Source organism: Chitinophaga sp. OAE865, from assembly GCF_040546735.1.
Lineage (GTDB): Bacteria > Bacteroidota > Bacteroidia > Chitinophagales > Chitinophagaceae > Chitinophaga > Chitinophaga polysaccharea_A.
Genome location: NZ_JBEPOF010000001.1, coordinates 4,574,321 through 4,600,685, shown reverse-complemented (window position 1 = coordinate 4,600,685; position 26,365 = coordinate 4,574,321). Strand labels below are relative to the sequence as shown.

Below are 26,365 nucleotides of genomic sequence, written 5' to 3'. Positions count from 1 at the left end.
TAAATTAATAAGGAGAGGAGCACAAACTCCTCTCTTTTTATTATTTAAACGCTTTCCTTGTTGCGTAAGGTTCTCAGCAAATGCCGCACCTCATGATAGCTTCGCAGGTAATACTGCGCGGCAGATACCTGGCTGCCTACTTTAACAGTAATGGCTTTATGCGGGAGCGCTTTGAAAATGTCTTCATCTGTAACATCATCGCCCATTGCCATAATGAAGTCGTATTTTTTATGATTCAGCCAGCTCAGGGCGGCTTTACCCTTATTTATTTCCACGTTCTTCACTTCTATCACCTTATCGCCGGGCAATACCTGTAATCCTTTTTCCACGGTGAAGTAGCGCAAGGTGTTCATCAGTTCATTGGCGCGTAGCTCACCAAGACCGGATTCTACTTTGCGGTAATGCCATACCAGCGAGAAACTTTTTTCCTCGATGAATGAACCGGGGGTACGGTCGGTAGCCAGCTCCATGATAGGCCGTAGTTCCTTCTTCCATTTATCAGTAAGGCCGGGTAACTGGTACCACTCTCCTGCCTTTGTTTTTTGCCAGGCGCCATGTTCTGCAATAAGATCAAGGTGCAGATGCCCAAACCACTCTCCCAGCGTTTCATGATTCCTGCCACTGATCATCACCAGGTCGTTGCCTGGTATGGCGGCCAGCTCCCGCAGCAGCTGGTACAGGTCCGGATCTGGTGAGGCCATATCAATATTGGGCTGGAAACCCACCAGGGTGCCATCATAATCCAGGAAGATGATCCGTTTCTTACTATTGAAATACTGCTGCCTGATCAGCACAGCTGTTTCCTGGTTAACGCGGCGCGCCAGCATATTCTGCTGCATTTCATTTACTTCCTGCAACCGGGTCATAAACAATTTGACCCAGTGATTGATATTGAACTTCGCTACCACGGTACGCATTTGTTTCATGCGGCGTTGCTGCTCTGCCAGCGGCATATTCAACGCATCTACAATAGCGCGGGTAATGGCCCCGATGTTGTTGGGATTTACGATAATGGCATCAATTAATTCTTTAGATGCGCCAGCCATCTCGCTCAGGATCAATACACCATCGTTATTATTCCGGCTGGCAACATATTCCTTGCTCACGAGGTTCATGCCGTCGCGCATGGGGGTTACCAGGCAGATATCTGCAAAATTATAGAGGGCCGATAATGTTTCCAGCGGGAAGGAACGGTAGAAATACTGGATGGGATGCCAGGCCAGTGTACGGAAACGTGCGTTGATATTTCCTACCAGTTTATCTATTTCATCGCGCAGCTCCTTGTATTGAGGCACCTGGTCGCGCGAGGGCACCACGATCATATACAGCACCACTTTCCCAATGTATTCGGGATGCAGCTGCAGCAGCAGTTCAAAAGCCTGGAGCCGTTGCAGTATCCCTTTGCTGTAGTCCAGCCGGTCGATGGACAACACGAGGCGGTCGTTCTGGAAGTTTTCTTTCAGGTTCTTTATCTGTTGCAGCACTTCCGGGTCGCTGCCCATTGCTGCGTATTTATTGAAGTCGATGCCCATAGGGAATGTTTCCACCACAATTGCCCGGTCGTTGTACGACACCACGTTGGCCGATGTGTTCACCGGCAGGATGCGGCTGGCGGCATTGAGGAAATGGCGGGTATCATCAAAGGTGTGGAAGCCCATCAGATCGGCGCCCAGCATACCTTCCAGGATCTCTGCCCTCCATGGGATGAGACGGAATAATTCATAAGACGGAAATGGAATGTGCTGGAAGAAACCAATGGAGATCTCCGGCATTTCTGCACGGATCATTCCCGGTAATAACAATAACTGGTAGTCGTGAATCCAGATGATATCTCCCGGTTCCGCTACTTTCATAATAATATCCCTGAATTTTTTATTTACCTGGTAATAGGCGTCCCAATAGCTTTGTTCATAGTGGGCATAAACAGCCATATAGTGGAAAACCGGCCACAGTGTTTCGTTGGAAAAACCTTCATAGAAGTTATTGATTTCATCCTGTGTCAGGTAAACCGGCATCAGGTTCATTTTCCGCAACTGTTTTGTTACTTTCTCCTGTTCTTTCGGATCGGTGATCTCCTGTCCCGGCCAGCCTATCCAGATATTATTTCCCTCCCGGTAAATGGAGCCCAGCCCTGTGGCCAAACCTCCTTCGCTGGGTTGAAGGGTGTAATCCCCGTCTGTTTCTGAAATCTTCACCGGTAACCTGTTCGATACAATAATGGTCTTTCGCATAGTCAGTTTATATAATCTATTATCTAATTACATTCAATTGGAATAGCACCAACAAAACAAAAAATGCACCCAAAAGAGCGGAACCTACATATATAAATAAATACAATGCTGCTGCAATGGCTATGGTTCATCAACAGGGTTTATCCGGAGCGGATAAAGGGCCAAACCTGTATATGTGTGAAAATGCAAGATAAACATTATCAGGGGGAAAAGGAAGCAAAAATATCTCTCCTGCTATGATTTACGGCCCAAAGTCATCAGTACTACCCCGCATATAACAATGGCAGCGGCAATGCCGATCAACGAGGTAATGGCTTCATTACCGATGGCCCATCCCAGGAAAAGGGCTACAACAGGATTGATATAGGCATAAGTGGCGGTGAGCCGTGGTGGCGCATTTTTCGATAACCAGCTGTAAGAGGTATAACCCACCAGTGAGCCGATCAACACCAGGTACAGATAGGCCTGCCAGGCCTCGGTGGTCATGAGCGGTATTTTAGCAATACCACCGGGCTCAAATACAAAACTTATCAGCAGGGAGAACACGCCGCCAGACAGCATCTGGATGGCGGTGCTGGTAATTTGCGCAGGCATGGGCAATCTTGGGACCAGCAATGTGCCGGCCGCCCAGCAGATATTTCCCGCTACAATAACGATCACCGGCCACAGGGGGAACTGCCGCGCTTCGTGGTGAACAAATGGGTTAAACAACAGGAACAGCCCGGCAAATCCTACCACGATACCGAGCACGGTCATGCCCGATGGCCGTTTCTTACTAAAGAAAGCCCAGTCCATTCCCATGATCCAGGCGGGCATAGCGGCTACTATCAATGCCACAATGCCTGAGGGCATATAATTTACTGCCAGGGCCACGGTGGTATTCCCGATGCCGATCAGCAACACACCCACGAAACAGGCAGCTATCAACTGCCGGCGCCCCGGCCAGGCCTTTTCCCTGAGAATGCCTACCAGCAAAAGGATACCACCGGCTACCAGGAAACGCATAGACGATAACAGAAAGGGCGGCACCACTTTGGTGGCTATCTTCATCCCCAGGTAAGTGGAGCCCCATATTATATACACAGCCAGGAGGCAAAAGATCAGTTTTGAAGACAATACACGCTTTCTGTTCATAGTTTCTTTCTTTTGGTACGCTGATAGTTCCGGGTTACTTTACTCACATCCCCGCAGGTACTCATGCTGCACCACTTGCGCGATCCGTTACGGCTTTTATCCAGGAAAAGCCATCCGCAGGCCGGGCATTCCTTTACTTCTGCCAACTGGCTGGAAGTAAATAATTCAACGGCCGACTTTATGGGCCACCAGTATACCTGTTCCAATGCGGGGGCATTGAATTGTAAGACGCCGGCGCCCGCCTGCCAGCTGATCTCAATATTGGCGTAGGCTTCCCCAACATAGGTGTTGAACAGCATACTGTCGGTCGCAACCGGCTTCTTTTTATCCAGGCTCGCGGTAAACAGGCGGTGCAGCAATTCCCTCAAAGCGATGCTTTTCTCAAAAACCACTCCTGCCTTCTGCGGGTAATCTTTCGCCAGCCGTTCCAGGGTGTGGATAATTTTGGGAGATAATGCCCGGGTATGCCCATACCATTCCAGCAGGTCTTTAAAACCTTTTACATAATCGTGCGGTATTCCTTTCTTCCGGTTGTCGATGGTGTTCACAAAATCGAGGCACAGAATACCGCCGTCGAGCCGGAGTGAGGAGATGGATTTTTGAGCTGACATTTGCTTTTTGTCTTATCCGGGATTTTGATGATTAAGATGATTTCGCTGATATTTTTTTGAGCGGTTTTCTTCGTTTTTGTAAAGGTAGGTGATATTATTAACCGGTGAAAGTTATTTTACTGGTTAATAAAAAAAGAGGTAAAAACAGGGAAATTGCTTATTTAAAAAGATGCTTGAATGGTTTTATGGTAATCATTTTATAATGAACTATTTATCACATAAAAAAAGACCCCTTCCGGAGCCTTTTTTTATGTGATAATGATAGTATTTTGATATCCGGGATTCTTCGGATGGGTCAATTTTTTCATTTTGCCCTTTCAAGATACATAAACTATTTTACATATACCTCTATAATTGCATTCGTAGGCCTTCTTGGTGCAAGGAAGCTGTCTACCTGGTGGTAATGTTGCTTCAGTTCACCCCTCAGGGCAAAGGGGTAAAAGTTGTTTAAGGTGGGTGCATATTCATAGATCACCAGGTCGTAATGATGGTCCCTGATCTTCTGCGTGAAAGTAGCCAGCTGCCGGTTAAACATTCCCACTCCCAGGTGGTACCATAAGGGGTAGTCGGGTCCGGTTTCCAGTTTATAGGGCATGGCTGCCGCCAGCGGAGTAAGCTCCGACATATTCAATACCTTGATGTCGCCCTTCTTTTCAGCTACCACCGGAAGCGCCATAATATTCTCCATTCCTTTTACGGTAGATGCAGGCATATATATTTTGCGGAAGGGCTTCAGGTTGGAATATACCCATAACGATACCGGCACATCAGTAGTATCATTATTCAGCATATAGTTATGCCGGTTTACCACGTTCTCATGGCCAGGGCCTGCTACGGCAGCCTCCTGTGTGGGGAACAAACGATCGGTAAACCGGCCTATATATTTCCACCAGGTACCGGACCACCAGAAGAGCACAAGAAAAGTAGCCCCCAGCAAAGGGCGGAACGAATTGACATTTATCTTCAGCAGCTCAAATAAGTAAGACGCAATAAACGCAAAAGCAAAACTGTGGAAAAAGATGTTGTTGTCCGGAGGCGTATAGCTGGTTACCTGGAAAATGGCGGCTTCCCCTAATATACCCAGCGTGAGCAGGGCAAATAGTACCTCCCGGCGTTGCTGCCACCAGGCGCCCCACTGCTTTACTTTAGCCACAATACATAATACCACCAGCACCACATAGGCCTTGATCCAGTTGGAACTGCCAAATATTTCATCAGTAAAATCGTTGATAGCGAGACGGGAACTGTGAGGTGGTTGCCCGTGGTTAAACCAGTAACCAAACCCCGGCATGAGGGGCAGGATCATAACAGCGGCCACCAGGGCAAACATGCCCACAAAAACGGGCAGATCGAGCCAGCGCCTCGTTTGTAAGCTATTATAGGCCAGGAATAAAAGACAGAGTATAAAGGCCATTCCTCCTCCATCCTGCTTGGTGAAAACAGACAGGAAAATAAAGAAAGCGGCTCCGAACATGTTGCCGTACTTACGTACAAGGCTATCTGAAAACAGGGAACGGAACAGGAAGCTGAGCCCCACCAGTTCAAATACGATCACCGTATGATTATACCAGGGCCAGAAATTAAAGAAGGAATAAGACAGCACAAATACCAGTACAGATAGCAGTCGCACTCCCGGCTGCACGCCCATACTTTTCATGATGGAGCGGAACGCAAACCCGGCCATGATATTCAGGAGCACCTGTGCTTTTACCAGGGAAATGAGCTCCGGGCCGAACAATTTGAAAAAGATAGCCGGGAAGATCCAGAACCCGTAACCCAGTGGTGTTCCAAAATCCCTGAACGGAATCTGACCGGACGATATCCGGTAAGCGCCTTCCCAGGACAGAAAAATATTAACACGGTATGGGAATGTTACAAATAAAGGCACCAGGGCCAGCGCGATGATAATGAAGCTTTCTGCAATGGCAGGGCGACTGCCTTTCAATGAAAATTTGGGCATAGTAGATTGGGATTCGCTGTAAATGCTGATTATCCAGTAATATGAATGGCTGCAAAAGTAATCGAATAAATTGTAATTTAGACCCGTCTAACTGATCAAACAACTCCAGGTTCCGTGAAATTTTTAACGCTGCTGAGGCCCAAACACTGGGTAAAGAATGCTTTCCTGTTTATTCCCCTGTTCTTTGCGGGAGAGATATTTAATGTTACAAAACTCCTGGACCTGGCAGTGGCGTTTTTCGCCTTCAGCTTTATTGCCAGCAGTATTTATATATTGAATGATTACCGTGATATAGAGGCCGACCGGCAGCACCCTGTAAAATGCAAACGCCCCCTGGCTTCCGGCACCATCAGCAAACCTGCCGCCCTGGCTCTTTTCCTGATCTGCATTTTTGCCGGTTATGCCCTTGGCATCCTGGTGGGTCAGAAGTTTGTGTTTGTGCTGAGCACTTATTTTGTACTGAACCTTCTTTACTGCCTTGGCCTGAAAGATATCTCCATTCTTGATATCCTGATCCTCTCTACCGGGTTTGTACTGCGCGTAAAGGCCGGTGGCGTGGCTGCCAAACTGGCCATCTCGGAGTGGCTGGTGATCATGGTATTCCTGCTGGCGCTTTTTATGGCCATCGCCAAGCGCAGGGACGATATCCTCATCAAAATGGATTCAGGCAGGGAAATGCGGAAAGCCGCCAAAGGATATAACCTCGACTTCCTCAACGTAATGCTGGCCCTCGTTTCGGCAGTGATCATTGTATCTTACCTGATGTACACTATTTCGCCGGAAACCCAGGCCAGGTTTCATACCTACCGCCTTTATTACACCACCCTGTTTGTAATTGGCGGATTATTACGATATTTGCAAATAACCTACGTGGAGAACAGTACAGGTTCTCCCACAAAAATCCTATATAAAGACCGTTTTATTCAATTAACCATCCTCCTGTGGGTCCTGAGTTTTTATGTATTAATTTATTTACCGACAGATAAAACTTTTTTTGAATAATGCAAAAACGGTTAGCCAACTGGGGGAACTACCCTGCTGTTGCCAGCGACGAACATGCTTTTACCCGGGAAGACGAGCTTCGCAATTATGTGGTAGCCAATACACATATGATTGCACGGGGTAACGGCCGCTGCTACGGCGATGCCTCCCTGGGCAAACACAGCATCTCCATGCTGAAGTACGATAAGATGCTTTCCTTTGACACCGGCGCCGGAGTGATGGACGTGCAGGCAGGTGTAACGCTGGACCAGATATTGGATATTATTGTTCCCAAAGGATGGTTTTTACCGGTTACCCCCGGTACCAAATATATTACGGTAGGAGGCGCCGTTGCCTCTGATGTGCACGGAAAGAACCATCATGTGGATGGTGCGTTTTCCGGGCATATTATCGACATGGATGTGTTAACCGCCAGCGGCGAAACGATTTGCTGCTCCGCCACTCAGCACCAAGACCTGTTCTGGGCCACCTGCGGCGGTATGGGCCTTACCGGGGTGATCACCCGTGTAAAATTCGGGCTTAAAAAGATCAGCACCGCCTATATCCGGCAAACACAACTAAAGGCCAGGAACCTGGAGGAAGTGATCCGGCTGTTTGATGAATACAGGCACTATACCTACTCCATGGCATGGATCGATTGCCTGCAGAAAGGCGATTCCTTTGGCCGGAGCATCCTCATCGTTGGCGAACATGCCACCCCGGAAGAACTGAATGCAAAGCAAAAAGAAGCCCCGCTTACGTTACCGGCTAAACGAAAACTCACGGTTCCTTTCAATCTTCCCTCCTTTGTGCTTAATACTTTTACAGTAAAAGCCTTTAACTGGTTATACTACGGGAAGAATTATAAAAAGGTAATGCATAAAGTGATCCCTTATGAGCCTTTCTTTTACCCGCTGGATGCGATCCTCCACTGGAACCGGGGTTATGGCAAGGCCGGTTTTGTACAATACCAGTTTGTAGTATCCCTTGAACAAAAAGATGGCCTGATCGCCATCCTGAAAAAGATCAGTGAAAAAGGATGGGGCTCGTTCCTGGCAGTATTAAAGGTATTTGGCAAACAAGACAGCCTTATCTCCTTCCCGATGGAGGGATATACCCTGGCGCTGGACTTCCCGATCCGCAAGGGATTATTTGAATTCCTGGATGAGCTGGATGAAATAGTATTGCAATATGGCGGCCGTTTATACCTGTCGAAAGATGCAAGGATGAAGCAGGAAATTTTCTGGAACAGCTACCCTAATGCCGGCAGGTTTGCCGAAATTGTAAAACAATATAACAGTGACGCACGTTTTGAATCCCTGCAATCGGAACGTTTATTATTGACGAAATAATTTTCCCTGATTAACCAAATACTTCTCATGCCTACCCTTTTAATACTTGGCGCGGGCTCCGACATGGCAGTTGCCATTGCCCGGAAGTTTGCGTCTGAGAAATACGATATCCAGCTGGCCGGCAGGAATACTGCCGCGCTGACGCCACAGCAGCAGGATCTGCAGGTACGTTATAACGTTAACGCCACCACTCACCTGTTTGATGCCGCCGATTTTAGCTCCCACAACGCTTTTTACGCCGGTTTGCCTGCTGTCCCCGACATAACCATCTGTGTTTTCGGTTACCTGGGCCACCAGGAAAAAGCCCAGGTAAACTGGCAGGAAGCAGCTACTATCATCAACAGTAACTATACCGGCGCCGTTTCTATATTAAATGTGGTGGCAGAAAGTTACGCCGCCAGGAAGCAGGGAACCATTATCGGTATCAGCTCAGTGGCCGGTGAAAGAGGACGGCAGAGCAATTATATGTACGGCAGCGCAAAAGCGGGTTTTACAGCTTATCTTAGCGGACTAAGAAACCGTCTTTTTCGTAGCGGCGTTCACGTGATGAGTGTGCAACCTGGCTTCGTGAATACCCGTATGACCAGTCACCTGCCCCTGCCCCCGCTACTCACCGCACAGCCGGAAACAGTGGCCACCGCAATTTTTAAAGCAGTGAAACGAAAAAAGAATGTGCTGTATGTAAAGTGGCATTGGAGATACATTATGCTCATTATCAAATTAATACCTGAAGGTATTTTCAAAAAATTGTCATTGTGACCATTGCCTTTTTTGACTTCGACGGAACCATCACCACCAGGGATACTTTGTGGGAAGTTATCCGCTATCACAGGGGCCGGGCCGCTATGTATGCAGGTATGGTGCAACTGTTGCCGCAGTTGCTTCGCTTTAAATTAAAGATGTTACCGGCACAGGAAATGAAGGAAGAGGTACTTGCGTATTTTTTTGGGGAGATGCCTGTTGCGGAGTTTTCTGCCGGGTGTGAGCGCTTCTGCCGGGAACAACTGCCTTCGCTGATCCGTCCGCAGGCATTGGCCGCCATAAGGGATCATCAGCGGCAGGGACATCATGTAGTGGTGGTATCTGCATCTGCGCAGGATTGGGTAGCGCCCTGGTGCAGGCGGGAGAACATTGTTTGCCTGGCTACCCGTCTCGAAGTAAAAAATAAACATCTCACCGGTAAGATCCAGGGAATCAACTGTAACGGCGCAGAAAAAGTAAACCGCATCCGCGAAGCTTACCGGCTTGAGAACTTCCGCGAAATATACGCCTACGGCGATAGTGAAGGCGACCGGCCTATGCTGGCGCTGGCGCAGCATGTTTCATTCAAACCTTTCCGCTGATGCGGAGATCGCTGAAGGCGATCAATAAAAAATGCCTCACCATTACGGCAAGGCACTTTCTATTATTGTAACAGATTGATTGTACGAAGTAACTGTTATCAGGCAGCTTTGGCTTTCTTCATCTGCGCTGTAACCACTGCGGGTTTCAGCTTAATGATGCCGATGAAGTTCAAAACCTTCATTACCTGGTAGCTTGGGTCCAGTTCATACCATTTCTTGGCAAAGTTAGGACTGTCTTTAAATTTGTGGTGGTTGTTCTGGAACAGTTCGCCCATCAGTACAATGCCCCATGGGGAAGTGTTTCTTGAGTGGTCGTTGTTATCAAAGTTCTGGTAGCCATATTTATGACCGCACCAGTTAACAATAGCGCCCTGTACAGGTCCCATCAGGAAATGGATAGGCAGCAGTAAATAAAGGTACCACATGCCCGCAGGAACAAACGCTACATAAAATGCTACGTATGCGCCCATCCAGAGGAAGCGGGTAATGTTGCTGTCGCCGAACTTATCCATGGCATCCCATTCAGGTAACGGATCCTTGGTAAATTTAGGATCCACCTGGCTGGTACGGGTTACAAAACCATTGTAGATCTTGCGGGTCTGCACCATCATACCCCATACGTCTTTAAAGAAATGCGGGGAATGCGGATCGTGCTCGGTATCGCTGAACTCGTGGTGCATGCGGTGCATAACGCCATAAGCTCTTGGAATCAGGTATGATGAACCCTGGAAAAACCAGGTGCTGAAATAAAAGAATCGTTCCCAGAATTTGCTGGTAGTATACATCTGGTGAGATGCATAACGGTGTAAATAAAATGTGTGAAAAAACAAGGAAAAGAACCAATGCACACAAAAGAATATCAGGATCGCCGTCATTTCTATACTTTATAAAGTGACAAATAAGCGTCAAAGGTAAGCTAATTAAGCGGATATAAAGCCAGTATTGTTAACCCGGGTGGTGAATAAAATGTTAAAATAATTTTAAATTTTAATTTTTCTTTACCCGACGTAACTCTAAGAGATTCATACCGTTATTGCTGAATCCGGAGATATTGGGTTGCACCAGTCTTACCACTTCATCATAGAACAGCGGCACCACTGCAGCGTCTGTCATAAGCATATTATCCATCTCCCGGTATTGGGCATAGCGGATGCTATCGTTGTTTTCCTGCAGGGAGGCTTCATACAGCCGGTCGAAAGCCGGGTTATGATAGCGGGTGTAATTAGGCGGCGCGGGATTTTTGCTGTAGAACATAGCCAGGTAGCTTTCTGCGTCGGGATAATCGGCGATCCAGCTGCCCCTGAAAAACAGCGCCTGGGACTTAGCGGTTTGCTCCAGCAGCAGGCTTTTCTGTATAATCTCCACCTGTACCTTTATGCCAATGTTTTCCAGCTGGTTGGCCACATAGTTGGCCAGGTCTGCGTAGATGGGAATAGACAATAACTTAATAACGGGCAGCCCTTTCCCGTCGGGGAAGCCTGCTTCACGAAGCAGCTGCCGGGCCATGGCAGGGTTACAGGGATACCCTTTCACCTGCTGCGCGCTGAAAGATGGCAATCCCGCGGGCACAAAACCCGCGGTGGCGGCGGTTCCTATACCATTGCGGAGATAGGTCATCATTTTCGTACGGTCTATACCGTAGTTAATGGCCTGCCGGATCTTTTTCCAGCGGAGCGGCGATGATTTTACGATGGCTATGCTGCTGTCTGTAAGAAAACCCAGGTATTCGGTATTCAGGTAAGGATGTTTGTTCAGCACCATTTTACCTTCCCATTCCTTGCGTAGCTGCCCTTGTTTGGTGAGCACTTCATCTTTAAAGGAGGCGTCTATGTCGTTCATAAAGTCCAGCTGCCCCTGGCGGAACAGCAGGAACTCAGAGGCCTTGCTTTCAAGGAAGCCCACCTGCACGGCTTCCAGATAAGGCAGGCGATGCCCGGTACTATCCGTTTCAAAATAAAGCGGGTTGCGGTGAAGCACCAGGGCCTGTCCTTCGTCCCAGAGAAAAAAGCGGAACGGGCCGGTGCCGCAGGGATGATTGCGGAAGTCTTTCCCGTATTTTTCAATGGCCTCATGCGGCACTATGGAGCAATACTGCATGCTGAGAATCCCCAGCACCGGGTGAAAGGGCCGGTAGAGCGTTAGTTCAAAGGTAGAATCATTGAGGGCTTTAAAGCCGCTGTCGGCAGAGAGCTTGCCGTTGAAGATCCAGGCTCCGGGCGATGCCGTAACCGGGTCCATAATCCGGCGGAGGCTGTATACCACATCGTGGGCCGTCATCCGGCGGCCTTTACCCCCGGGGAAGATGTCGCTGTCGTGGAAGTATACATCCGTTCTCAGGTCGAAGGTATAAGTGCGGTGGTCTGCCGATTCGCGCCACTGCTTCGCCAGCGAAGGCCGGATCACCAGGTTGCTGTCTGGCTCCACCAGTGTATTGTATAATTGCTTTACCGCCCATATTACTTCCTGGCTTTTGGCAAACGCGGGGTCCAGGCTGGCAATTCCGTTGGTGCTGTTATACCGGAATACCCGCAGCGACTGTTTTTCCGGGCTGCCGCATGCCCCCAGCAGGAGGCTGCATAGCACTGCAAGCCCCCATCTGCATATAACCACCTGACAATAACTACTTTTCATCTGGCAGTAAATTAATATCTTTCAGGCTAAAATATACGAATAAATATGCGCGGCATACCTATGCTTTGTATAGCCCTAATGGCTACCTTAACTGCAGGGGCACAGCAGTTCAGCAGGGCGGACACGCTGAGAGGCACTATCACTCCACAACGCGCCTGGTGGGATGTTACAAACTATGACCTGCATGTACGGGTAAACCCGGACGACAGCACCTTCAGCGGGTTCAATACTATTACCTATAAAATACTGAAACCGGATTCCATCATGCAGATAGACCTGCAGGCGCCGATGGTGATAGACAGTGTGGTACAGGATAAGAAATCACTTCCAGTTACCCGCGACGGCAACGCCTGGTTCATAAAAACAACTGCGCCGCAGACAAAGGACAGATCCAAAAAGATCACGGTGTTTTACAGCGGCAAGCCCCGCAAAGCGGTTAAAGCACCCTGGGATGGCGGCGTGGTTTGGGCTAAAGACGATAAAGGCCGCCCCTGGATAGCCACTGCCTGCCAGGGCCTGGGCGCCAGCATCTGGTGGCCGAACAAAGACACCCAAAGCGATGAGCCGGAAGACATGACCATCAATGTTACCGTTCCTTCCGACCTTACCGACGTATCCAATGGACGTTTAAAAAAGACCATCGACAACCCCGACGGCACCAAAACCTTTGTGTGGTATGTAGACAATCCCATCAATAATTATGATGTGGCGGTGAACATAGGCAACTATATAGAAATGAAGGATACCTATTCCGGCGAAGGAGGCAAACTGGACCTGGGTTTCTGGGTACTGGACTATAATGAAGACAAGGCTCGGGAGCATTTCAAAGTAGTAAAGCCCATGCTGAAATGCTTTGAGTACTGGTTTGGAAAATATCCTTTTTATAAAGACAGCTACAAGCTGATTGAGGCCCCATTCCTGGGAATGGAGCACCAGAGCGGGGTTGCGTATGGCAACAAATACCAGATGGGCTACTCCGGCAGGGATCTTTCCGGTACCGGCTGGGGCCTGAAGTGGGACTTCCTCATTATCCATGAAAGCGGGCACGAATGGTTTGGCAACAGCATCACCAGTAAAGACCTGGCTGATATGTGGATCCATGAATCCTTCACCAACTACTCCGAAACCCTTTATACCGAATGCCAGTACGGGCGTAAGGCTGCAGATGAATATGTACAGGGTATCCGCAAGAACATCTTAAATGATAAACCTATTATTGCTCCCTATGGCGTTAATGCCGAAGGAAGCGGCGATATGTATTATAAAGGAGCCAACATGCTGCACAACATCCGGCAGATCATGGAAAACGATGAGGCTTTCCGGCAGCTGCTGCGGGGGCTGAACAAAACATTCTATCACCAGACGGTAACAACACAGGAAATTGAAGACTATATGAGCCAGGTGGTAGGCATGAAGCTGGATAAGGTTTTTGACCAGTACCTGCGTCATACCACCATCCCTACGCTGGAATACCGTTTCAACGGGCAGCAGCTGCAGTACCGCTGGGTGTCTGATGTAAAGGACTTTAATATGCCGGTAAAGGTAAAGCTGAGCGATAATGGTTATAAGCTGATATACCCGGGCACGTTATGGCGCAGCTCCAATATTACTTTAACTGATCTGAAGAATTTTGAGGTAGATAAAAACTTCTACATAAATTCAAAAAAGGTAAAATAAAAAAGGGACTGGTGAATTACCAGTCCCTTTTTGTTTATCGTTTTAATAATTTGAAAGCGTGGCCGGAGCTATCGTTCAGGAATCCCCAGGCGGCCCATAAAATGGAGAGCGGCTCTATGCTGCGGCTCATTTCTATCTTTCCCATATCCGCCACATCATGCCAGCCGATCTGGTGCAGGAGGTTCACCACTTCCCGCTTGGCGTCGATATTATTACCGGCAATAAACATGGTGGGAGCGCCTTCTTTAAAGTCGGGCAGCAACATTTTTTCGTGACCGATACAACTGAGCGCCTTTACCACATTGGCATCCGGAGGCAGCCAGGCCTGTATTTGTTCACCGGCGGAGTTGGTATGACCGATAGTGAAGGTAAGACGCCCGTTTTCATCGGGGCCTTTACCATCGAGCGGGTTGGTAACATCCACTACTGTTTTGGATTTGAAGTTCCAAATGCCGGCGGCTTCAATGGCTTTTTTGGTACCTGCCCAGCTGGTACAGATCAGCAGTAGTTCCCCAAACTCGGCCGCCTGCCTGAAAGTACCGGCCATGGCCTGTTTTCCTTGCTTCTTTATCCATTGCTGCAGGGCTTCCCTCGAAGGGTTGCGGGTACCGATTGTAACATGATGCCCTGTTTGAATAAGCCCTTTACCAAGAGTTAATCCAACAGGTCCGCTTCCAAGGATACCGATTTTCATGAGCGAAGATTAAATTGAGCAGATAATAGTGCGAACTATGAAGATACTTAAAAAAGTGCGAAGATTGAAGCGAAGGTTGTCTGACTCAGGATTAAACTGATTACGCTGATTACGCTGATAGATTTTGTCAGGATTTTAAAAAGATTCGGGGAGATAAAAGTGGGTATTTACCCATTTTTATCTCCCCAAATCTTTTAATCTTTACAAAATCCAAAAAATAAAATCAGCGTAATCAGCGTAATCAGTTTAATCCTGAGTCAGACAACCTTCGCGTATGCAAAGCATACGCGAAGCACTCGCTTTACCCGCGCTCCGGAGGTGGAGGTTACGCGGACAGGAGGTGGACTTGATCATGCAACCCTCTCCTGTAGCAGGTATCCGAGGAATTTTTGCATCCCCTGCCGCTTCGCCGGCGTTAGCGGGTAGCTGATGTTATGAACATAGTATGTGGTAAGATCGTATACTGCGTAAGGGTTTTCAGCCACTACTGCCGGGATGTTCTGTGTTCCGATGCCGGTAGCATGGTTGAACTCCTTTATAAATTCAGCCGGAAGGGGCTTGTTGCTGATCCAGGCCGCGAAGATAAAGGGCAGGCTGGTAAAACGCATCCAATACTCTGCCAGGTCATAAATGTACGGAGAAATTTTGCGTTGTTCCAGGGCGCGGTCGCCGATCACCAGCCCCGCATCGGTTCCCCTGATCTTATCCTGGTAGTCGCCGTTGGTGTCCACAAACTCCACATCCAGCTTCCAGTATTCACGTACCAGCACTTTCAGCAGCGCTACCGATGTACGGCTCTGGTAATCCAGGTAAATACGTTTGATCTCATTCAGCGGTACATCGCTGTATAAACAAACGGAGGCCACAGGTCCTTCCGCTCCGATACAATAATCTGCTATGATATGATATTCCTTCAGTTTAGGAATAATAGCTACCGGCACCAACGCTACATCCACCTCTCCATCTATCAGCTGCTGGGCTATTTTAGCGGGATAATCCATCGATAATTCCATCATCTCCATCACCGGATGATTCCTGAATCCATACAATAAAGGCTTCGTATTCAAATAACTTACAGCCGCAACTTTTACTTTCCGTTCCAATTTCAGTAATTTTGAAGCTGCAAAAGTAATTAAATCCCGGTTAACAAGTTCCAAATGAATAATTGTGGTCCTGTAAATCAGGATTTAGGAGGAACTTGCAGCCATTCAAACATGTTAATAGTAATACTGGAATATATACATTATGCAACTACAACCTTTAACTGCCATTTCTCCGCTGGACGGGCGCTATCGCAAACAACTGGACGAGCTGGCCAATTATTTTTCTGAATTTGCGTTGATCCGTTACCGTGTGATGGTAGAAGTGGAATATTTTATTGCGCTTTCAGAGCAGAAGCTGTTTACACTGCCTAAAGCCAAGTTCCCTGCCCTGCGTAAAATTTACCAGGAATTCACCATCGAGAACGCACAACTGATCAAAGACACAGAGAAAATTACCAACCACGACGTAAAGGCAGTTGAATATTTCCTGAAAAATGAACTGAAAAACCTGGGCCTGGAAGATAAACTGGAATGGGTACATTTCGGCCTTACTTCACAGGACGTAAACAATACCGCTACCCCCCTTCTCTGGAAAGACGCCGTAGAACAGGTATATATGCCGGCCCTGGCCAACCTGATCCTGGAACTGAAGAAACTGGGATCATCATGGATGAAAGTGCCTATGCTGGCCCGTACTCACGGTCAGCCTGCCTCTCCTACCATTTTGGGTAAAGAGATCCTGGTGTTTGTAGAAAGACTGGAAGGACAGGTGAACCTGCTCAGTCACATTCCTTTTGCAGCAAAATTTGGCGGCGCTACCGGTAACTTCAACGCACACCATGTAGCTTTCCCAAAGATCAACTGGGAGAAGTTCGGCGAGAAATTCGTGAACACCACGCTGGGACTGCAACGTATGAAGTATACTACGCAGATTGAGCATTACGACAACATCTCCGCACAGTTTGATGCACTGAAACGGATCAATACTATATTACTTGACTTCTGCCGCGACGTATGGACTTACATCTCCATGGATTATTTCAAACAGAAAATCAAGAAGAACGAAGTGGGTTCCTCCGCGATGCCGCATAAGGTGAACCCCATCGATTTTGAAAATGCAGAAGGCAACCTCGGACTGGCCAACGCATTGTTTGAGCACCTGAGCGCCAAGCTGCCGGTTTCCCGCCTGCAGCGCGATCTGACCGATTCTACGGTATTGCGTAACCTCGGTGTTCCCTTTGGTCATACCCTGCTGGCTACAAAATCTATCCAGAAGGGATTGGAAAAACTGATCCTCAATGAAGCGAAACTAAAAGACGACCTGGAAAATAACTGGGCCGTGGTAGCAGAAGCAATTCAAACCGTATTACGCCGTGAAAACTACCCGCAGCCGTACGAAGCCCTGAAAGAGCTTACCCGCGGCGGAGAACAGATCACACAGAAAAGCATGCATAAATTTGTGGACAGCCTGAAGATCAGCGCAGCCCTCAAAAAAGAACTGAAAGCCATTACACCACATAATTATACCGGTTTGTGGTAAACCTGAAACAGAAAAAGCTCCGTCCTGTAAGACGGAGCTTTTTTTTTGACTCCCGAAAGCAATTAATTAACTGCGATCAATGCGTTGATAGCGTAATAGCCACGGTTAAACAAACGCTGTTCAATGTGTATTAATTTCTATTCCCCTCTCTTTTTGTTATTGGCAATCGCCGGTAACTCATCTCTCCCGCTGATAGAAATACATCACCTGCATCAGGCCATACCGGCCATTGCATCAGGCATTTCCAGGGAAATGAATCTTGCTTGAAAACTACCGGGATACCGGGGGATAACAGCTCAGGGGTAGGTTCTAAAAGCTGACGCAAAGATATAGTATTACAAAATAATTACAGGCATTTTTTTGTTAATAACCAGTTAATGATAATGTAATGAAAACCGCGTTCAGAACACATCTTTAAGATGTTCCAGTTCATAGGTATCTCCCCAAAAGGTGATGGCAATGATATCGAAGCGGATAGCTGCCGGGCTGAGATGATAATACAGGAGATAATCGGTGGCCACACTGCGGATATGCTCTTCCTTACGGGCATTCACTGCTTCCTCGGGCCATCCGAAGCGATCTGTGCTCCGTGTTTTTACCTCTATGAAATAGATCTGCGCTTCTTTTCCGGCGATAATATCAATTTCTTTCCTGCCTGATTTCCAGTTCACATGCAGGATGGTACAATAGCGGCGAACATATGCCTGTGCAATTAATTCGCCCTTTTGCCCCAGGGATAAGTGATTTACCATTTTGTTGCTGGATTTGGGTATTACAAACAATTTACTTCCTGGTGTAGGGAATTATTTATTCCTAACACCTATTTTTGCAGGCATATAAAATTATCGATTCCCTGGTATTTAACAAGTAAACAGATTACTATATATGAACTTATTCAGACTGGAAGGAAAAGTACAGCATTACGCATGGGGCGGATATAAATATATTCCCGAGCTGTTAGGTATTTCCCCTTCGGATCAGCCCAGCGCAGAATACTGGATGGGCGCGCATCCCAGCGCACCGTCCAATATCGCCACTGCCGGCGGACAGGTACCATTGAATGAACTGATCAAAACGGACCCGGCCAACATTACCGGCCCCGCGGTTTGGGAACGGTTTAAGGAGCTGCCTTTTCTCTTTAAGATCCTGGATGTAAAAGACATGTTATCTATCCAGGTACACCCTACCAAAAGTGAAGCAGAGAAAGGATTTGCCAGGGAGAATGCAGAAGGTATCCCGTTGAATGCGCCTTACCGCAATTATAAAGACGATAACCATAAGCCTGAAATTATGGTGGCGTTGAGCGAGTTTTATCTTCTTCACGGCTTCCTGCCGCACGAAAAATTACTGGAAGTACTGAAAACCGTTCCGGAGTTCACATCACTGGTAAGTATATACGAAAAAGAAGGTTATTATGGCCTGTATAAAAACGTAATGGAGATGCCGCAACCGCTGGTGAACATCCTTCTCCGTCCACTGACAGACCGGGTGATCCTTCCCTATAAAGCAAACAAACTGTCTAAAACCGATCCTGGTTTCTGGGCAGCCCGTGCGGTGCTGAATGATCCAAACAGTAAAGACAAACTGGATCGTGGCATCTTCTCTATTTATTTCTTCAACATCATGCAGGTGCAGCCTGGCGAGGCCGTGTTCCAGGACGCAGGTATCCCCCACGCTTACCTGGAAGGCCAGAACGTAGAGCTGATGGCCAATTCAGACAATGTACTGCGTGGCGGTCTTACCCCTAAGCATGTGGATGTGCCTGAGCTGCTGAAGCACACCCGTTTTGAAGGCGTGCATCCGCATATTATTAAAGGCGATGTAAGCGCGGATGGCCTGGAAAGGATCTATCCTTCCCCCGCGCCGGATTTTGAAGTGAGTAAAATTGAGCTTAGCGCCGGGCAGGTGTATAAGCATACTGCCAAAGCTGCGGAGATATTGATTGTAATAAAAGGCAGCGCCACTATTAAAGGCGAGGACACACTGGCGTTGCAGAAGGGGCAATGCGCTTTTACGGCATATGGGGCCTCCTACGAGATCAGCACCGACGGAGCGGCGGAGTTGTTTAAGGCAACGGCGAATGTGTAGGAAGTGAACGCCTTCGGCGTTGAAATTGTCTTGGAGCAGGATTACGCTGATTATACTGATTTTTTTGATTTGATTTTTTTGATTTGATTATGTTGTGTTTTTAAGGATTAATTATTTGAGATAAAATAAGGGAGATATAAGCGCAGTAGCTTTTATCTCCCTTATTCATTTATAAAATCCAAAAAAAATCAAATCAAAAAAATCAGTATAATCAGCGTAATCCTGCTCCAAGACAATTTTAATCGCCGAAGGCGATCACCGTTTTGCCTTTGGCTTTTGCCTGCCGGCTTTGAGCGATGGCCGCAGGTGCATCTTCCAGCCGGATTTTGTTTTCTACGGGGATGGTAAGTCCTCCGCGGTCGATGATCAGGGTGAGCGTATCCAGCGATGCGGCGCTGCCTTGTGTTTCGAAATTGCCTCCGTGCAGATTCCTGCTTTTCAGCGCTTCTTCTTTTGCCACAAAAGCGGTGGTGAGAGCGCCGCTGCCGGGTTTCAGCAAATCGAGGTGGGCTTCAAAATTTTCACTGTTGCTGATCAGGTCCAGCAGGCCATCAACCCCTTCGGGGTATTTTTCCTTTACCTGCCCGGTTAATGAAGCTGTTTTATAGTTGATGGTTTCAGCTGCCCCCAGCTTCTTCATTCTTTCTGCACCGGCTTCGTCGGAAACGGTAGCGATAACATGTATGCCCTGCGCTGCTGCCAGTTGCACAGCAAAGGAGCCTACGCCGCCGGTGGCACCTACAATGAGCAGGGTATTGCCTTCCTGGAGGTCCAGTTTATCCAGGAGTTGCTGGGCAGTCATACCGGAAGTAGGCACTGCTGCCGCTTCTACGGCAGATATACCGGTCGGCGCTTTGGTAATACCTGATTTCTCCGGCACAATAGCATATTCCGCATAGGAGCCTTCCCCGATAGGAGAATGAATAAACTGGCCGTAGATCTTATCGCCTACCTTAAACCGGGTAACGCCCTCTCCCACTTCTTCTATGGTACCGGCGCCATCTACGCCCATAATAAGGGGGAACTGGTGTTTCGTTTTCCCGTCGTCCATAATGCCATCGATCATTTTCCAGTCGAACGGATTCATACCGGCGGCAGCTACCTTCACCAGCACTGTTCCGGGTCGTACTGCGGGTTTCGGAAGATCCATCACCACAGGAATGTCTTTGAATTTTGATACGGCTACGGCTTTCATAATCATATTTTTTTATGTAGATAGATGCGTTTACGGTTACAGTCTCGGATCCACGGGCTCACTCTCCAGCGCTAAAATACCAAATACGCATTGATGTACCAGCTGCAGAGGCGCATTATTTACAAACCGGTCCAGTCCCTCCAGGCCCAGCGCGAATTCCCGCAGTGCGAGAGAGCGTTTGCCCGACAACTTGCGGCCGCGCAGCCGGGTAAGATTTTCAGGCGCATCGTATTCAGGGCCATAAATAATACGGAGATATTCTTTTCCGCGGATCTTAACAGCGGGTTGTATAAGCCCTTTGGCGTCGCGGGCAATAAAGGCCGCGGGTTTGATGACCATGCCTTCCCCACCGGCCGCCGTAAGACTTTCCCACCAGCGGACTGCCGCCTGTTCACTGGCTTCATTGCCAATTTCCACTTCAATAAAAGGCGTAGCAACCAGCAACTGTTCCTTACCGGCGCAAATATCTCTGATGGCAGACATGTGCCAGGTGTGATCCCTGTCGAAATACGTTTTGCCTTCTGTGGCCATAATATGGAATGGCACCAGCTTATAATCGTCCAGCGATTCCACCGGCCAGCAATACCGGCGGTAAGCTTTTACATAGCTGCTGGTTTGCTCCTGGCGGCGGGAATACTTTTCCAGCAATGCCTGTGCCGGGACGCCCTGTGTAACCGCCTGTTGCAAGGCTTCCACCACTACGGGCAACGAATGTGCCGCCGCCGCTCCCACAGCTGCATATTGCTGCTGCAGCAATGCCTGGGCCTTTGCGCTCCAGGGCATCAGCTCTGCATCCAGGCAAACCCAGTCGGTTTCGAAAGTATCATAGAAACCTGTGTTGATCAAAGCTGTATTAATACGGGCAATGAAATCCTGTTCCGTTTGCTTATCATTGAAAAAGCTACGGCCGGTTCTCGTATATACGATACCGTTACCTTCCCCGGTAACGCCAAACCGTTTTACCGCTGTTGCTTCATCCCGGCAAACGATTACCACTGCACGGGAGCCCATGTGTTTTTCCTCACAAATCACTTTGCTGATACCTGCATCCCTGTAATACTGCAACCCTTCTGCCGGGTGCTCCAGCATTCCTTCTTCCCGGCTGGTTTCGGCAGGCGACATGGTAGGCGGCAGGTATATCAGCCACCGCGGGTTGACGGCAAAGCGGCTCATAGCTTCCAGCGCCGCGATACTGTTTTCTTCCCGGATAGTGATACTGTGGCTGTAACGGGTTTCCAGGATCTTCTTCCCGGTAAAATCCTCTATATCCAGTACATTATCATATTGCTGTTCTATACTCAATGCACTATCTGCGTTATAGCCAATAGGACGGGCAGGCACTGCATACTGCTCCAGTGCAGGTACTGCTACCAACACTCTTTCCGGGTAACGCAGGGCGGTAAGGGTAGCGCCAAATACGCAACCTGTGTCTATATCAATGGTATTGTTCAGGAACTTAGCCTGAGGTACCGGCGTATGGCCATATACCACCATGGCTTTGCCTTTGTATTCCAGCGCCCAGTTGTATCTGACCGGCAGGCCAAATTCATCTGTTTCCCCGGTGGTTTCACCATACAAACAGAATTCCCTTACAGCGCCGGAGCCCCGCCCCTGCATATTTTCCTTCAAACCTGCATGGGCTACCACCAGCTTACCTTCGTCCAGCACATAATGGCTTACAAGGCCATCCAGGAACAGTTTTACTGCTTCCAGGAATTCCGGCGTTTCACCTGCCAGCTGGGCTACAGTTTGTTCCAGCCCATAACGCAGCTGCACATTTTTACCATTCAGGTAACGAAGCAGCTTGGCATCGTGGTTACCCGGTACGCAAAGGGCCTGCCCGTTATTTACCATGTTCATTACCAACCGCAGTACCTGTGGTGATTTCGGGCCACGGTCTACCAGGTCGCCCACCAGCACCGGTTTGCGGAACTGCGTATGGCCGTCGCCGTTAGTAGTTGCCGGCGCGCTGATCAGGATATAGTTATCTTTATCTACCTGGTAACCCAGCGTATCCAGTAAGGCGCACAGCTCATCATAGCAGGCGTGTACGTCTCCAATAATATCAAAAGGCCCGTGCTCTTCCTTCTTATTATTATACAAGGGTGTGCGGGCAATGGTTTCCAGCTGCAATACCTGTTCCGGTGAATGAAATTCAAACACATGACGGAACCCTTCTTCCCGGAGGTGACGGATCCCGCGCCGGAGCTGGCTGATCTGCTGCGGGATCACATGGGTACCGAAGTTCCGGTCGCCGCGAAAACTGTTGCGTTCCTTGCATACATGCTCCGCCATGTTGAGCACTATAGCCACTGGCAGCACATGATATTCCCTTGCCAGTTTTACCCATTCCTTACGGGCTTCCGGTTGTACGTTAGTGGCATCGATCACTGTAAGCAAACCCAGTTTCAGCCGCTTTGCCGCTATAAACCGTGCTACTTCAAAAGCATCGGCAGAAACGGCCTGGTTGTTTTCATCATCGCTGATCAAACCCCGGCAAACATCTGAGGAAATTATTTCAGTAGGTTTGAAAAAACTGCGGGCAAAAGTGGACTTACCAGCTCCTGAAGGGCCGATCAATAATACCAGTGATAGTTCCGGTATGGTGATATGTGATAATTGTCTATTTCTGCGGGACATAAAATTCCTCTCTGATTCTGATCAACAGTGATGCAGCCAGCTCAGGGTCCGGTTGATCCGGAAGATCTGAAGCTGCATACAGTTGTTCCATGTCATTTAATTTACGGGTAGCCATTTCCAGCAACTCCTCATAGCTGAACTCCCCGTTGCGGATACGCAGCAGGAAATCGCGGTCGTTGCGGTACACGCGTACTTCCTTATGCAATGCAATTTCTTCTGCCATTGTAAGAAGCCGGAAAGTATGCATCATATGCTTGCTGTCGTAATCTGCGCCCAGCTCCCTGTTATGTTCATAACGGGCTTCATTGCGCAGTTCCACCCATTGCCAGTAAGCGGCAAAGTCCTTACAGTACACCGTATAGCCATCCTTGTTAAATTGCATGATGGCCAGCGGGTCTGCTCCTCCCGGAACGCTGCTGAGCTGTACATCATTGGCATCTGCGCCGGAAAAGATCCCTTTGAAAATAACTTCCCGCCCAAACTGGCTGTTGTGATACAAGGCATATACATCCCGGAAATGATCGATGCGGGCGAGACCGCAATCTTCCTGCTCCAGGTTATTTTCGTGCAGCCATTCCCGTAAGGGAACGCTTCCTCCGCCGGCTATTACGTAACAGAACTCCATCACATCTTTCCGTTCTGTTCCGTGAGACTGGTTAATCTTTTTATTCAGTCCTTTGGCTTTTTTTATTTGTGTTTTGGCGTAGCCTGCAAATGTTTCCAGGCATAGCTTCGACAGGAAATCCTCAGGCCTCACCAGGTTCATGAGCGGGTGCCGGAACAGCTGGTTGTTATTGGTGCTACTTAACAGCTCCAGTATATTGGGATTATTTTTCTCCAGCAGTTCCAGGAAGCGTTTTATTTCAAAGTATACTTCATCGTTGCTTTGATTGGCCACCTGCGGTGTATAGGTCATGCCATACAATTCCTTCTGCGGCAGTATGAACACGCCTTTGATATCTGTATCAGACGTGGGCACCTGCAGGTTATAGGCTCTGCTGCCACTGATGCATTCCAGCAGGATGTATTCCCGTTGTTGTTGCAGCGATTCAAAAGTCATACGAAATATATTTCCGGAAAAGCTGATCCAGTTCCGTGGTATCATTTTTTACCGCCGGCAGTTCTGCCGCCTGCATCTTACAATCTTCCAATGCATACGCCATCCACTGATGCAGCACCGGATCCGGCGTTATAGTGGCTTGCTCGTCTGCACCGGCTTTTATTTCCAGCAGCTTATCGATGGTAGCCTGGATGGCTGCATCCGTTATCAGCGTACGCAGCGGTGCAAACTCCATGGGAGGTACGCCTTTGCCGGCCAGGATCCACTGGCAGGCCAGCAGCGGGCGCAGCACATAAAAGTATTTCTTCAGTTTCACTGCCTCTCCCTTTAATTCATTGGAGAAAACATTGAAGGCCATGGACAGGTAGTGATGACAACCTGAGCGTGGAGAAAAATATTTCCCCATGAGGCCTGTCATGGTTTGTTTAAAGTCTGTTTCCTCCTGGTAAATAATGGGCGATTGGAACCATTCGTACAGCGGGGCATTGGATTTCAGGAATAGCTGTAATCCTTTGCGGATATCCCATCCGCTGATGTCGAGCACTTCATCCACCGGTAGCTCAATTACATCCCGCGGTTCTGTGATGCTCAGGTAACTATCCCTGTGCCGGGTATAAATATAGCGCACATCGTAATCGCTGTCTGGCGAAGCAAAGCCCCAGGCGCGGCTGCCCGACTCGCAGGCGTACAATACTTTTACCTGGTGTTCCTGTTCCAGTTCCTTTATCTTTTCTAAAATAATGTCTCTCATAATGATCGTTTAAATAAAGCCAGTTGACTAGGGCCTCCCAGCGTTTCATCTGTTTCCCCCAGTGGCCGGAAGGATACTGTATAACCAAATTGTGCGGCCACACGGTTTCCCCATGTTTCAAATTGTGCGCGTGTCCATTCAAAGCGGTGATCACCATGCCGGAATGCGCCTGCAGACAGCTTTTCGTACAATGCGTTGTATTCAGCATTCACGGTGGTAATGATCACATGTAACGGGCGTGCGTATTCAAATACTACTTTTTCAAGTGCCGATAGCCGTGGCTCGTCCAGGTGCTCGATCACTTCCACCAATACGCCCGCATCAAAACCTGCAAGGCGTTTATCCCTGTACGTTAGTGAGCCATGGATGAGCTGTATGCGGTTGCGTTGCATTTCAGGAAGACGGTCCGGCTTCAGTTTATCCATGGCTATTTCCAGCGCATGATAACTTACGTCCATCCCCAGGATCTTTTTGAACTGCGGTTTTTCCATGAGCAGGCGGAGCAGCTTTCCTTCCCCGCAACCCATATCTGCTACGGTAGCTACATTCAGTTCCTGGAGTATATCCCTTACCGTTAGTAAGCGCAGGTCGTGCAGTTTTACTTTATCCTTTGCCGGTTTTTCCTCCTCCGGCAATGCCTCATCTTTCATGATCAGCTCCAGCGCCTGTTTTGCCAGCGGTGCAATGTGCCGGAGATAGCGCCGTGTAATAAGCTCTCTGGCGGGATGTGTATCCAGCCAGCCCTCTCCTTTCTCCATCAGTTTTTCAATTTCATGGCCTCCTACGAAATAGTGTTTGTCGTTATCACATACTGGCACCAGGATGTACAACTGCCTCAGGATCGTTTTAAGTGGCAGCGTATGGCGCAGGGTCACGTTAAAGTAACGGCTCTGCCCCCATCCGGGATACTGTTCATCCAGCAGGTGCGATTGCACTGTTACTTCATAGCCCAGGGGCTCAAAGAACTGGCGCAGCAACGGCTCTCCGCCCTTCACGGGTAAAACGGACAGGTTTATTTCAAAGGGAATGGCTTCCTCCACCAGGTGGGGCTTGTCTTTACAGCGCCCGTTCATCGCAGTGGCGTAGGCCTGCGCAATAGCGGCGCTCATAAACGATGAAGCCACATACGGGCGGTCGTTCACATATTGTTCCAGTGTAAAGTCGTTGCCTTTCCCATTGCCACGTACCAGTCGCACAGGATCAATATCCAGTAACAAAGCAGCGGTGCAGGAATGGTCTGTTGCTTCCGGGTAAAAGATATGCGCACTCCCTGCAGTCAGTTCAACCGTTTGTACTTTTGCGGGATGTTTGTGCAACAGATAACCCAGGTCTGTAGCGGGGTAACGTTTAGTCGTAATAGTCAATAACATTGGTCAGCTGTGTTCTCCCCCGAACACCAATTTTATAGTAATAGTGCCGAAGATATTATTTTTT

21 protein-coding genes are annotated in these 26,365 nt (G+C 48.5%); 7 read left to right on the top strand and 14 right to left on the bottom strand.

Annotated features, from left to right (window positions below; genetic code table 11):
• Positions 1-44 precede the first annotated feature (44 nt).
• The 4 genes from ABIE50_RS18570 to ABIE50_RS18555 form a co-directional block, all read right to left on the bottom strand.
• On the bottom strand, positions 45-2,231 hold the full coding sequence (locus tag ABIE50_RS18570; RefSeq protein ID WP_209857749.1) for a bifunctional alpha,alpha-trehalose-phosphate synthase (UDP-forming)/trehalose-phosphatase: 2,187 nt from the start codon (positions 2,229-2,231) through the stop codon (positions 45-47).
• A 234-nt stretch (positions 2,232-2,465) separates the two neighbouring features.
• Positions 2,466-3,365, bottom strand: a complete 900-nt coding sequence (locus ABIE50_RS18565; protein ID WP_209857748.1) for an EamA family transporter — start codon at positions 3,363-3,365, stop codon at positions 2,466-2,468.
• Entirely contained in the window at positions 3,362-3,976 is a 615-nt protein-coding gene (locus ABIE50_RS18560; RefSeq protein ID WP_209857747.1) for a CGNR zinc finger domain-containing protein, read from the bottom strand. The genes ABIE50_RS18565 and ABIE50_RS18560 overlap by 4 nt, the downstream gene beginning before the upstream one ends.
• Positions 3,977-4,307: 331 nt before the next feature.
• Positions 4,308-5,936 carry a hypothetical protein gene (locus ABIE50_RS18555; protein WP_209857746.1) on the bottom strand — a complete coding sequence of 543 codons (1,629 nt, stop codon included), beginning with the start codon at positions 5,934-5,936 and terminating at the stop codon, positions 4,308-4,310.
• Positions 5,937-6,050: 114 nt separating this feature from the next.
• Here ABIE50_RS18555 and ABIE50_RS18550 point away from each other — a divergent pair, with 114 nt between their 5' ends.
• The 4 genes from ABIE50_RS18550 to ABIE50_RS18535 are packed head-to-tail and all read left to right on the top strand — an operon-like array spanning position 6,051 to position 9,612.
• Positions 6,051-6,938 carry a decaprenyl-phosphate phosphoribosyltransferase gene (locus ABIE50_RS18550; protein WP_209857745.1) on the top strand — a complete coding sequence of 296 codons (888 nt, stop codon included), beginning with the start codon at positions 6,051-6,053 and terminating at the stop codon, positions 6,936-6,938.
• Positions 6,938-8,269: an FAD-binding protein gene (locus ABIE50_RS18545; RefSeq protein WP_209857744.1), complete on the top strand. Its 1,332-nt coding sequence runs from the start codon at positions 6,938-6,940 to the stop codon at positions 8,267-8,269. The genes ABIE50_RS18550 and ABIE50_RS18545 overlap by 1 nt, the downstream gene beginning before the upstream one ends.
• 27 nt (positions 8,270-8,296) lie before the next feature.
• Positions 8,297-9,028, top strand: a complete 732-nt coding sequence (locus ABIE50_RS18540; protein ID WP_209857743.1) for an SDR family oxidoreductase — start codon at positions 8,297-8,299, stop codon at positions 9,026-9,028.
• A complete protein-coding gene (locus tag ABIE50_RS18535; protein ID WP_209857742.1) occupies positions 9,025-9,612 on the top strand; it encodes an HAD family hydrolase in 588 nt (195 codons plus the stop codon). Before ABIE50_RS18540 ends, ABIE50_RS18535 begins: the two co-directional genes overlap by 4 nt.
• Positions 9,613-9,710: 98 nt before the next feature.
• On the opposite strand, the gene ABIE50_RS18530 is transcribed toward ABIE50_RS18535, so the two are convergent.
• Together ABIE50_RS18530 and ABIE50_RS18525 are read right to left on the bottom strand one after the other, a co-directional pair.
• The gene (locus tag ABIE50_RS18530; protein ID WP_142687019.1) at positions 9,711-10,487 is read right to left on the bottom strand and encodes an acyl-CoA desaturase; all 777 of its coding nucleotides are present in this window, start codon (positions 10,485-10,487) and stop codon (positions 9,711-9,713) included.
• 112 nt (positions 10,488-10,599) lie between these two features.
• Positions 10,600-12,243, bottom strand: coding sequence for an ABC transporter substrate-binding protein (locus ABIE50_RS18525; RefSeq protein WP_209857741.1), 1,644 nt, complete (start codon positions 12,241-12,243; stop codon positions 10,600-10,602).
• A gap of 45 nt (positions 12,244-12,288) precedes the next feature.
• Between ABIE50_RS18525 and ABIE50_RS18520 the strand changes: the two genes are divergently transcribed.
• Positions 12,289-13,920, top strand: coding sequence for a M1 family metallopeptidase (locus ABIE50_RS18520; protein WP_209857740.1), 1,632 nt, complete (start codon positions 12,289-12,291; stop codon positions 13,918-13,920).
• 34 nt (positions 13,921-13,954) lie between these two features.
• Here ABIE50_RS18520 and ABIE50_RS18515 read toward each other — a convergent pair whose 3' ends face one another.
• Together ABIE50_RS18515 and ABIE50_RS18510 are read right to left on the bottom strand one after the other, a co-directional pair.
• On the bottom strand, positions 13,955-14,614 hold the full coding sequence (locus ABIE50_RS18515) for an NADPH-dependent F420 reductase (protein WP_142687016.1): 660 nt from the start codon (positions 14,612-14,614) through the stop codon (positions 13,955-13,957).
• A 350-nt stretch (positions 14,615-14,964) separates the two neighbouring features.
• On the bottom strand, positions 14,965-15,717 hold the full coding sequence (locus tag ABIE50_RS18510) for a menaquinone biosynthetic enzyme MqnA/MqnD family protein (RefSeq protein WP_209857739.1): 753 nt from the start codon (positions 15,715-15,717) through the stop codon (positions 14,965-14,967).
• 142 nt (positions 15,718-15,859) lie between these two features.
• Here ABIE50_RS18510 and purB point away from each other — a divergent pair, with 142 nt between their 5' ends.
• Complete coding sequence (gene purB / locus ABIE50_RS18505; RefSeq protein WP_142687014.1) at positions 15,860-17,197, top strand: adenylosuccinate lyase; 1,338 nt, start codon at positions 15,860-15,862, stop codon at positions 17,195-17,197.
• 401 nt (positions 17,198-17,598) lie between these two features.
• Here purB and ABIE50_RS18500 read toward each other — a convergent pair whose 3' ends face one another.
• Positions 17,599-17,949: a YraN family protein gene (locus tag ABIE50_RS18500; RefSeq protein WP_209857738.1), complete on the bottom strand. Its 351-nt coding sequence runs from the start codon at positions 17,947-17,949 to the stop codon at positions 17,599-17,601.
• 133 nt (positions 17,950-18,082) lie between these two features.
• Here ABIE50_RS18500 and manA point away from each other — a divergent pair, with 133 nt between their 5' ends.
• Positions 18,083-19,285: a mannose-6-phosphate isomerase, class I gene (gene manA / locus ABIE50_RS18495; protein ID WP_209857737.1), complete on the top strand. Its 1,203-nt coding sequence runs from the start codon at positions 18,083-18,085 to the stop codon at positions 19,283-19,285.
• Positions 19,286-19,523: 238 nt separating this feature from the next.
• Here the strand turns inward: manA and ABIE50_RS18490 are convergent, their stop codons facing one another.
• Genes ABIE50_RS18490 through ABIE50_RS18470 form a run of 5 tightly spaced genes read right to left on the bottom strand, consistent with a single transcriptional unit; the run spans position 19,524 to position 26,301 of the window.
• Positions 19,524-20,480 carry an NADP-dependent oxidoreductase gene (locus ABIE50_RS18490; RefSeq protein ID WP_209857736.1) on the bottom strand — a complete coding sequence of 319 codons (957 nt, stop codon included), beginning with the start codon at positions 20,478-20,480 and terminating at the stop codon, positions 19,524-19,526.
• A 36-nt stretch (positions 20,481-20,516) separates the two neighbouring features.
• Entirely contained in the window at positions 20,517-23,120 is a 2,604-nt protein-coding gene (locus tag ABIE50_RS18485) for a polynucleotide kinase-phosphatase (protein WP_209857735.1), read from the bottom strand.
• Positions 23,104-24,180, bottom strand: coding sequence for a DNA polymerase beta superfamily protein (locus tag ABIE50_RS18480; RefSeq protein WP_209857734.1), 1,077 nt, complete (start codon positions 24,178-24,180; stop codon positions 23,104-23,106). The genes ABIE50_RS18485 and ABIE50_RS18480 overlap by 17 nt, the downstream gene beginning before the upstream one ends.
• Positions 24,170-24,931: a nucleotidyltransferase domain-containing protein gene (locus ABIE50_RS18475; protein ID WP_142687008.1), complete on the bottom strand. Its 762-nt coding sequence runs from the start codon at positions 24,929-24,931 to the stop codon at positions 24,170-24,172. Before ABIE50_RS18475 ends, ABIE50_RS18480 begins: the two co-directional genes overlap by 11 nt.
• Positions 24,928-26,301 (bottom strand): 3' terminal RNA ribose 2'-O-methyltransferase Hen1, encoded by a 1,374-nt coding sequence (locus ABIE50_RS18470; protein ID WP_209857733.1) that lies wholly within the window; start codon positions 26,299-26,301, stop codon positions 24,928-24,930. The genes ABIE50_RS18475 and ABIE50_RS18470 overlap by 4 nt, the downstream gene beginning before the upstream one ends.
• Positions 26,302-26,365: the final 64 nt, after the last annotated feature.

Bases quoted from the DNA above. Each gene is read 5' to 3' on its own strand.
- ABIE50_RS18515 (WP_142687016.1), bottom strand. From the start codon at position 14,614: ATGAAAATCGGTATCCTTGGAAGCGGACCTGTTGGATTAACTCTTGGT.
- manA (WP_209857737.1), top strand. From the start codon at position 18,083: ATGAACTTATTCAGACTGGAAGGAAAAGTACAGCATTACGCATGGGGC.
- purB (WP_142687014.1), top strand. From the start codon at position 15,860: ATGCAACTACAACCTTTAACTGCCATTTCTCCGCTGGACGGGCGCTAT.
- ABIE50_RS18475 (WP_142687008.1), bottom strand. From the start codon at position 24,931: ATGAGAGACATTATTTTAGAAAAGATAAAGGAACTGGAACAGGAACAC.
- ABIE50_RS18565 (WP_209857748.1), bottom strand. From the start codon at position 3,365: ATGAACAGAAAGCGTGTATTGTCTTCAAAACTGATCTTTTGCCTCCTG.
- ABIE50_RS18540 (WP_209857743.1), top strand. From the start codon at position 8,297: ATGCCTACCCTTTTAATACTTGGCGCGGGCTCCGACATGGCAGTTGCC.
- ABIE50_RS18500 (WP_209857738.1), bottom strand. From the start codon at position 17,949: ATGGTAAATCACTTATCCCTGGGGCAAAAGGGCGAATTAATTGCACAG.
- ABIE50_RS18525 (WP_209857741.1), bottom strand. From the start codon at position 12,243: ATGAAAAGTAGTTATTGTCAGGTGGTTATATGCAGATGGGGGCTTGCA.
- ABIE50_RS18560 (WP_209857747.1), bottom strand. From the start codon at position 3,976: ATGTCAGCTCAAAAATCCATCTCCTCACTCCGGCTCGACGGCGGTATT.
- ABIE50_RS18520 (WP_209857740.1), top strand. From the start codon at position 12,289: ATGCGCGGCATACCTATGCTTTGTATAGCCCTAATGGCTACCTTAACT.
- ABIE50_RS18555 (WP_209857746.1), bottom strand. From the start codon at position 5,936: ATGCCCAAATTTTCATTGAAAGGCAGTCGCCCTGCCATTGCAGAAAGC.
- ABIE50_RS18480 (WP_209857734.1), bottom strand. From the start codon at position 24,180: ATGACTTTTGAATCGCTGCAACAACAACGGGAATACATCCTGCTGGAA.
- ABIE50_RS18570 (WP_209857749.1), bottom strand. From the start codon at position 2,231: ATGCGAAAGACCATTATTGTATCGAACAGGTTACCGGTGAAGATTTCA.
- ABIE50_RS18530 (WP_142687019.1), bottom strand. From the start codon at position 10,487: ATGACGGCGATCCTGATATTCTTTTGTGTGCATTGGTTCTTTTCCTTG.
- ABIE50_RS18490 (WP_209857736.1), bottom strand. From the start codon at position 20,480: ATGAAAGCCGTAGCCGTATCAAAATTCAAAGACATTCCTGTGGTGATG.
- ABIE50_RS18485 (WP_209857735.1), bottom strand. From the start codon at position 23,120: ATGTCCCGCAGAAATAGACAATTATCACATATCACCATACCGGAACTA.
- ABIE50_RS18470 (WP_209857733.1), bottom strand. From the start codon at position 26,301: ATGTTATTGACTATTACGACTAAACGTTACCCCGCTACAGACCTGGGT.
- ABIE50_RS18545 (WP_209857744.1), top strand. From the start codon at position 6,938: ATGCAAAAACGGTTAGCCAACTGGGGGAACTACCCTGCTGTTGCCAGC.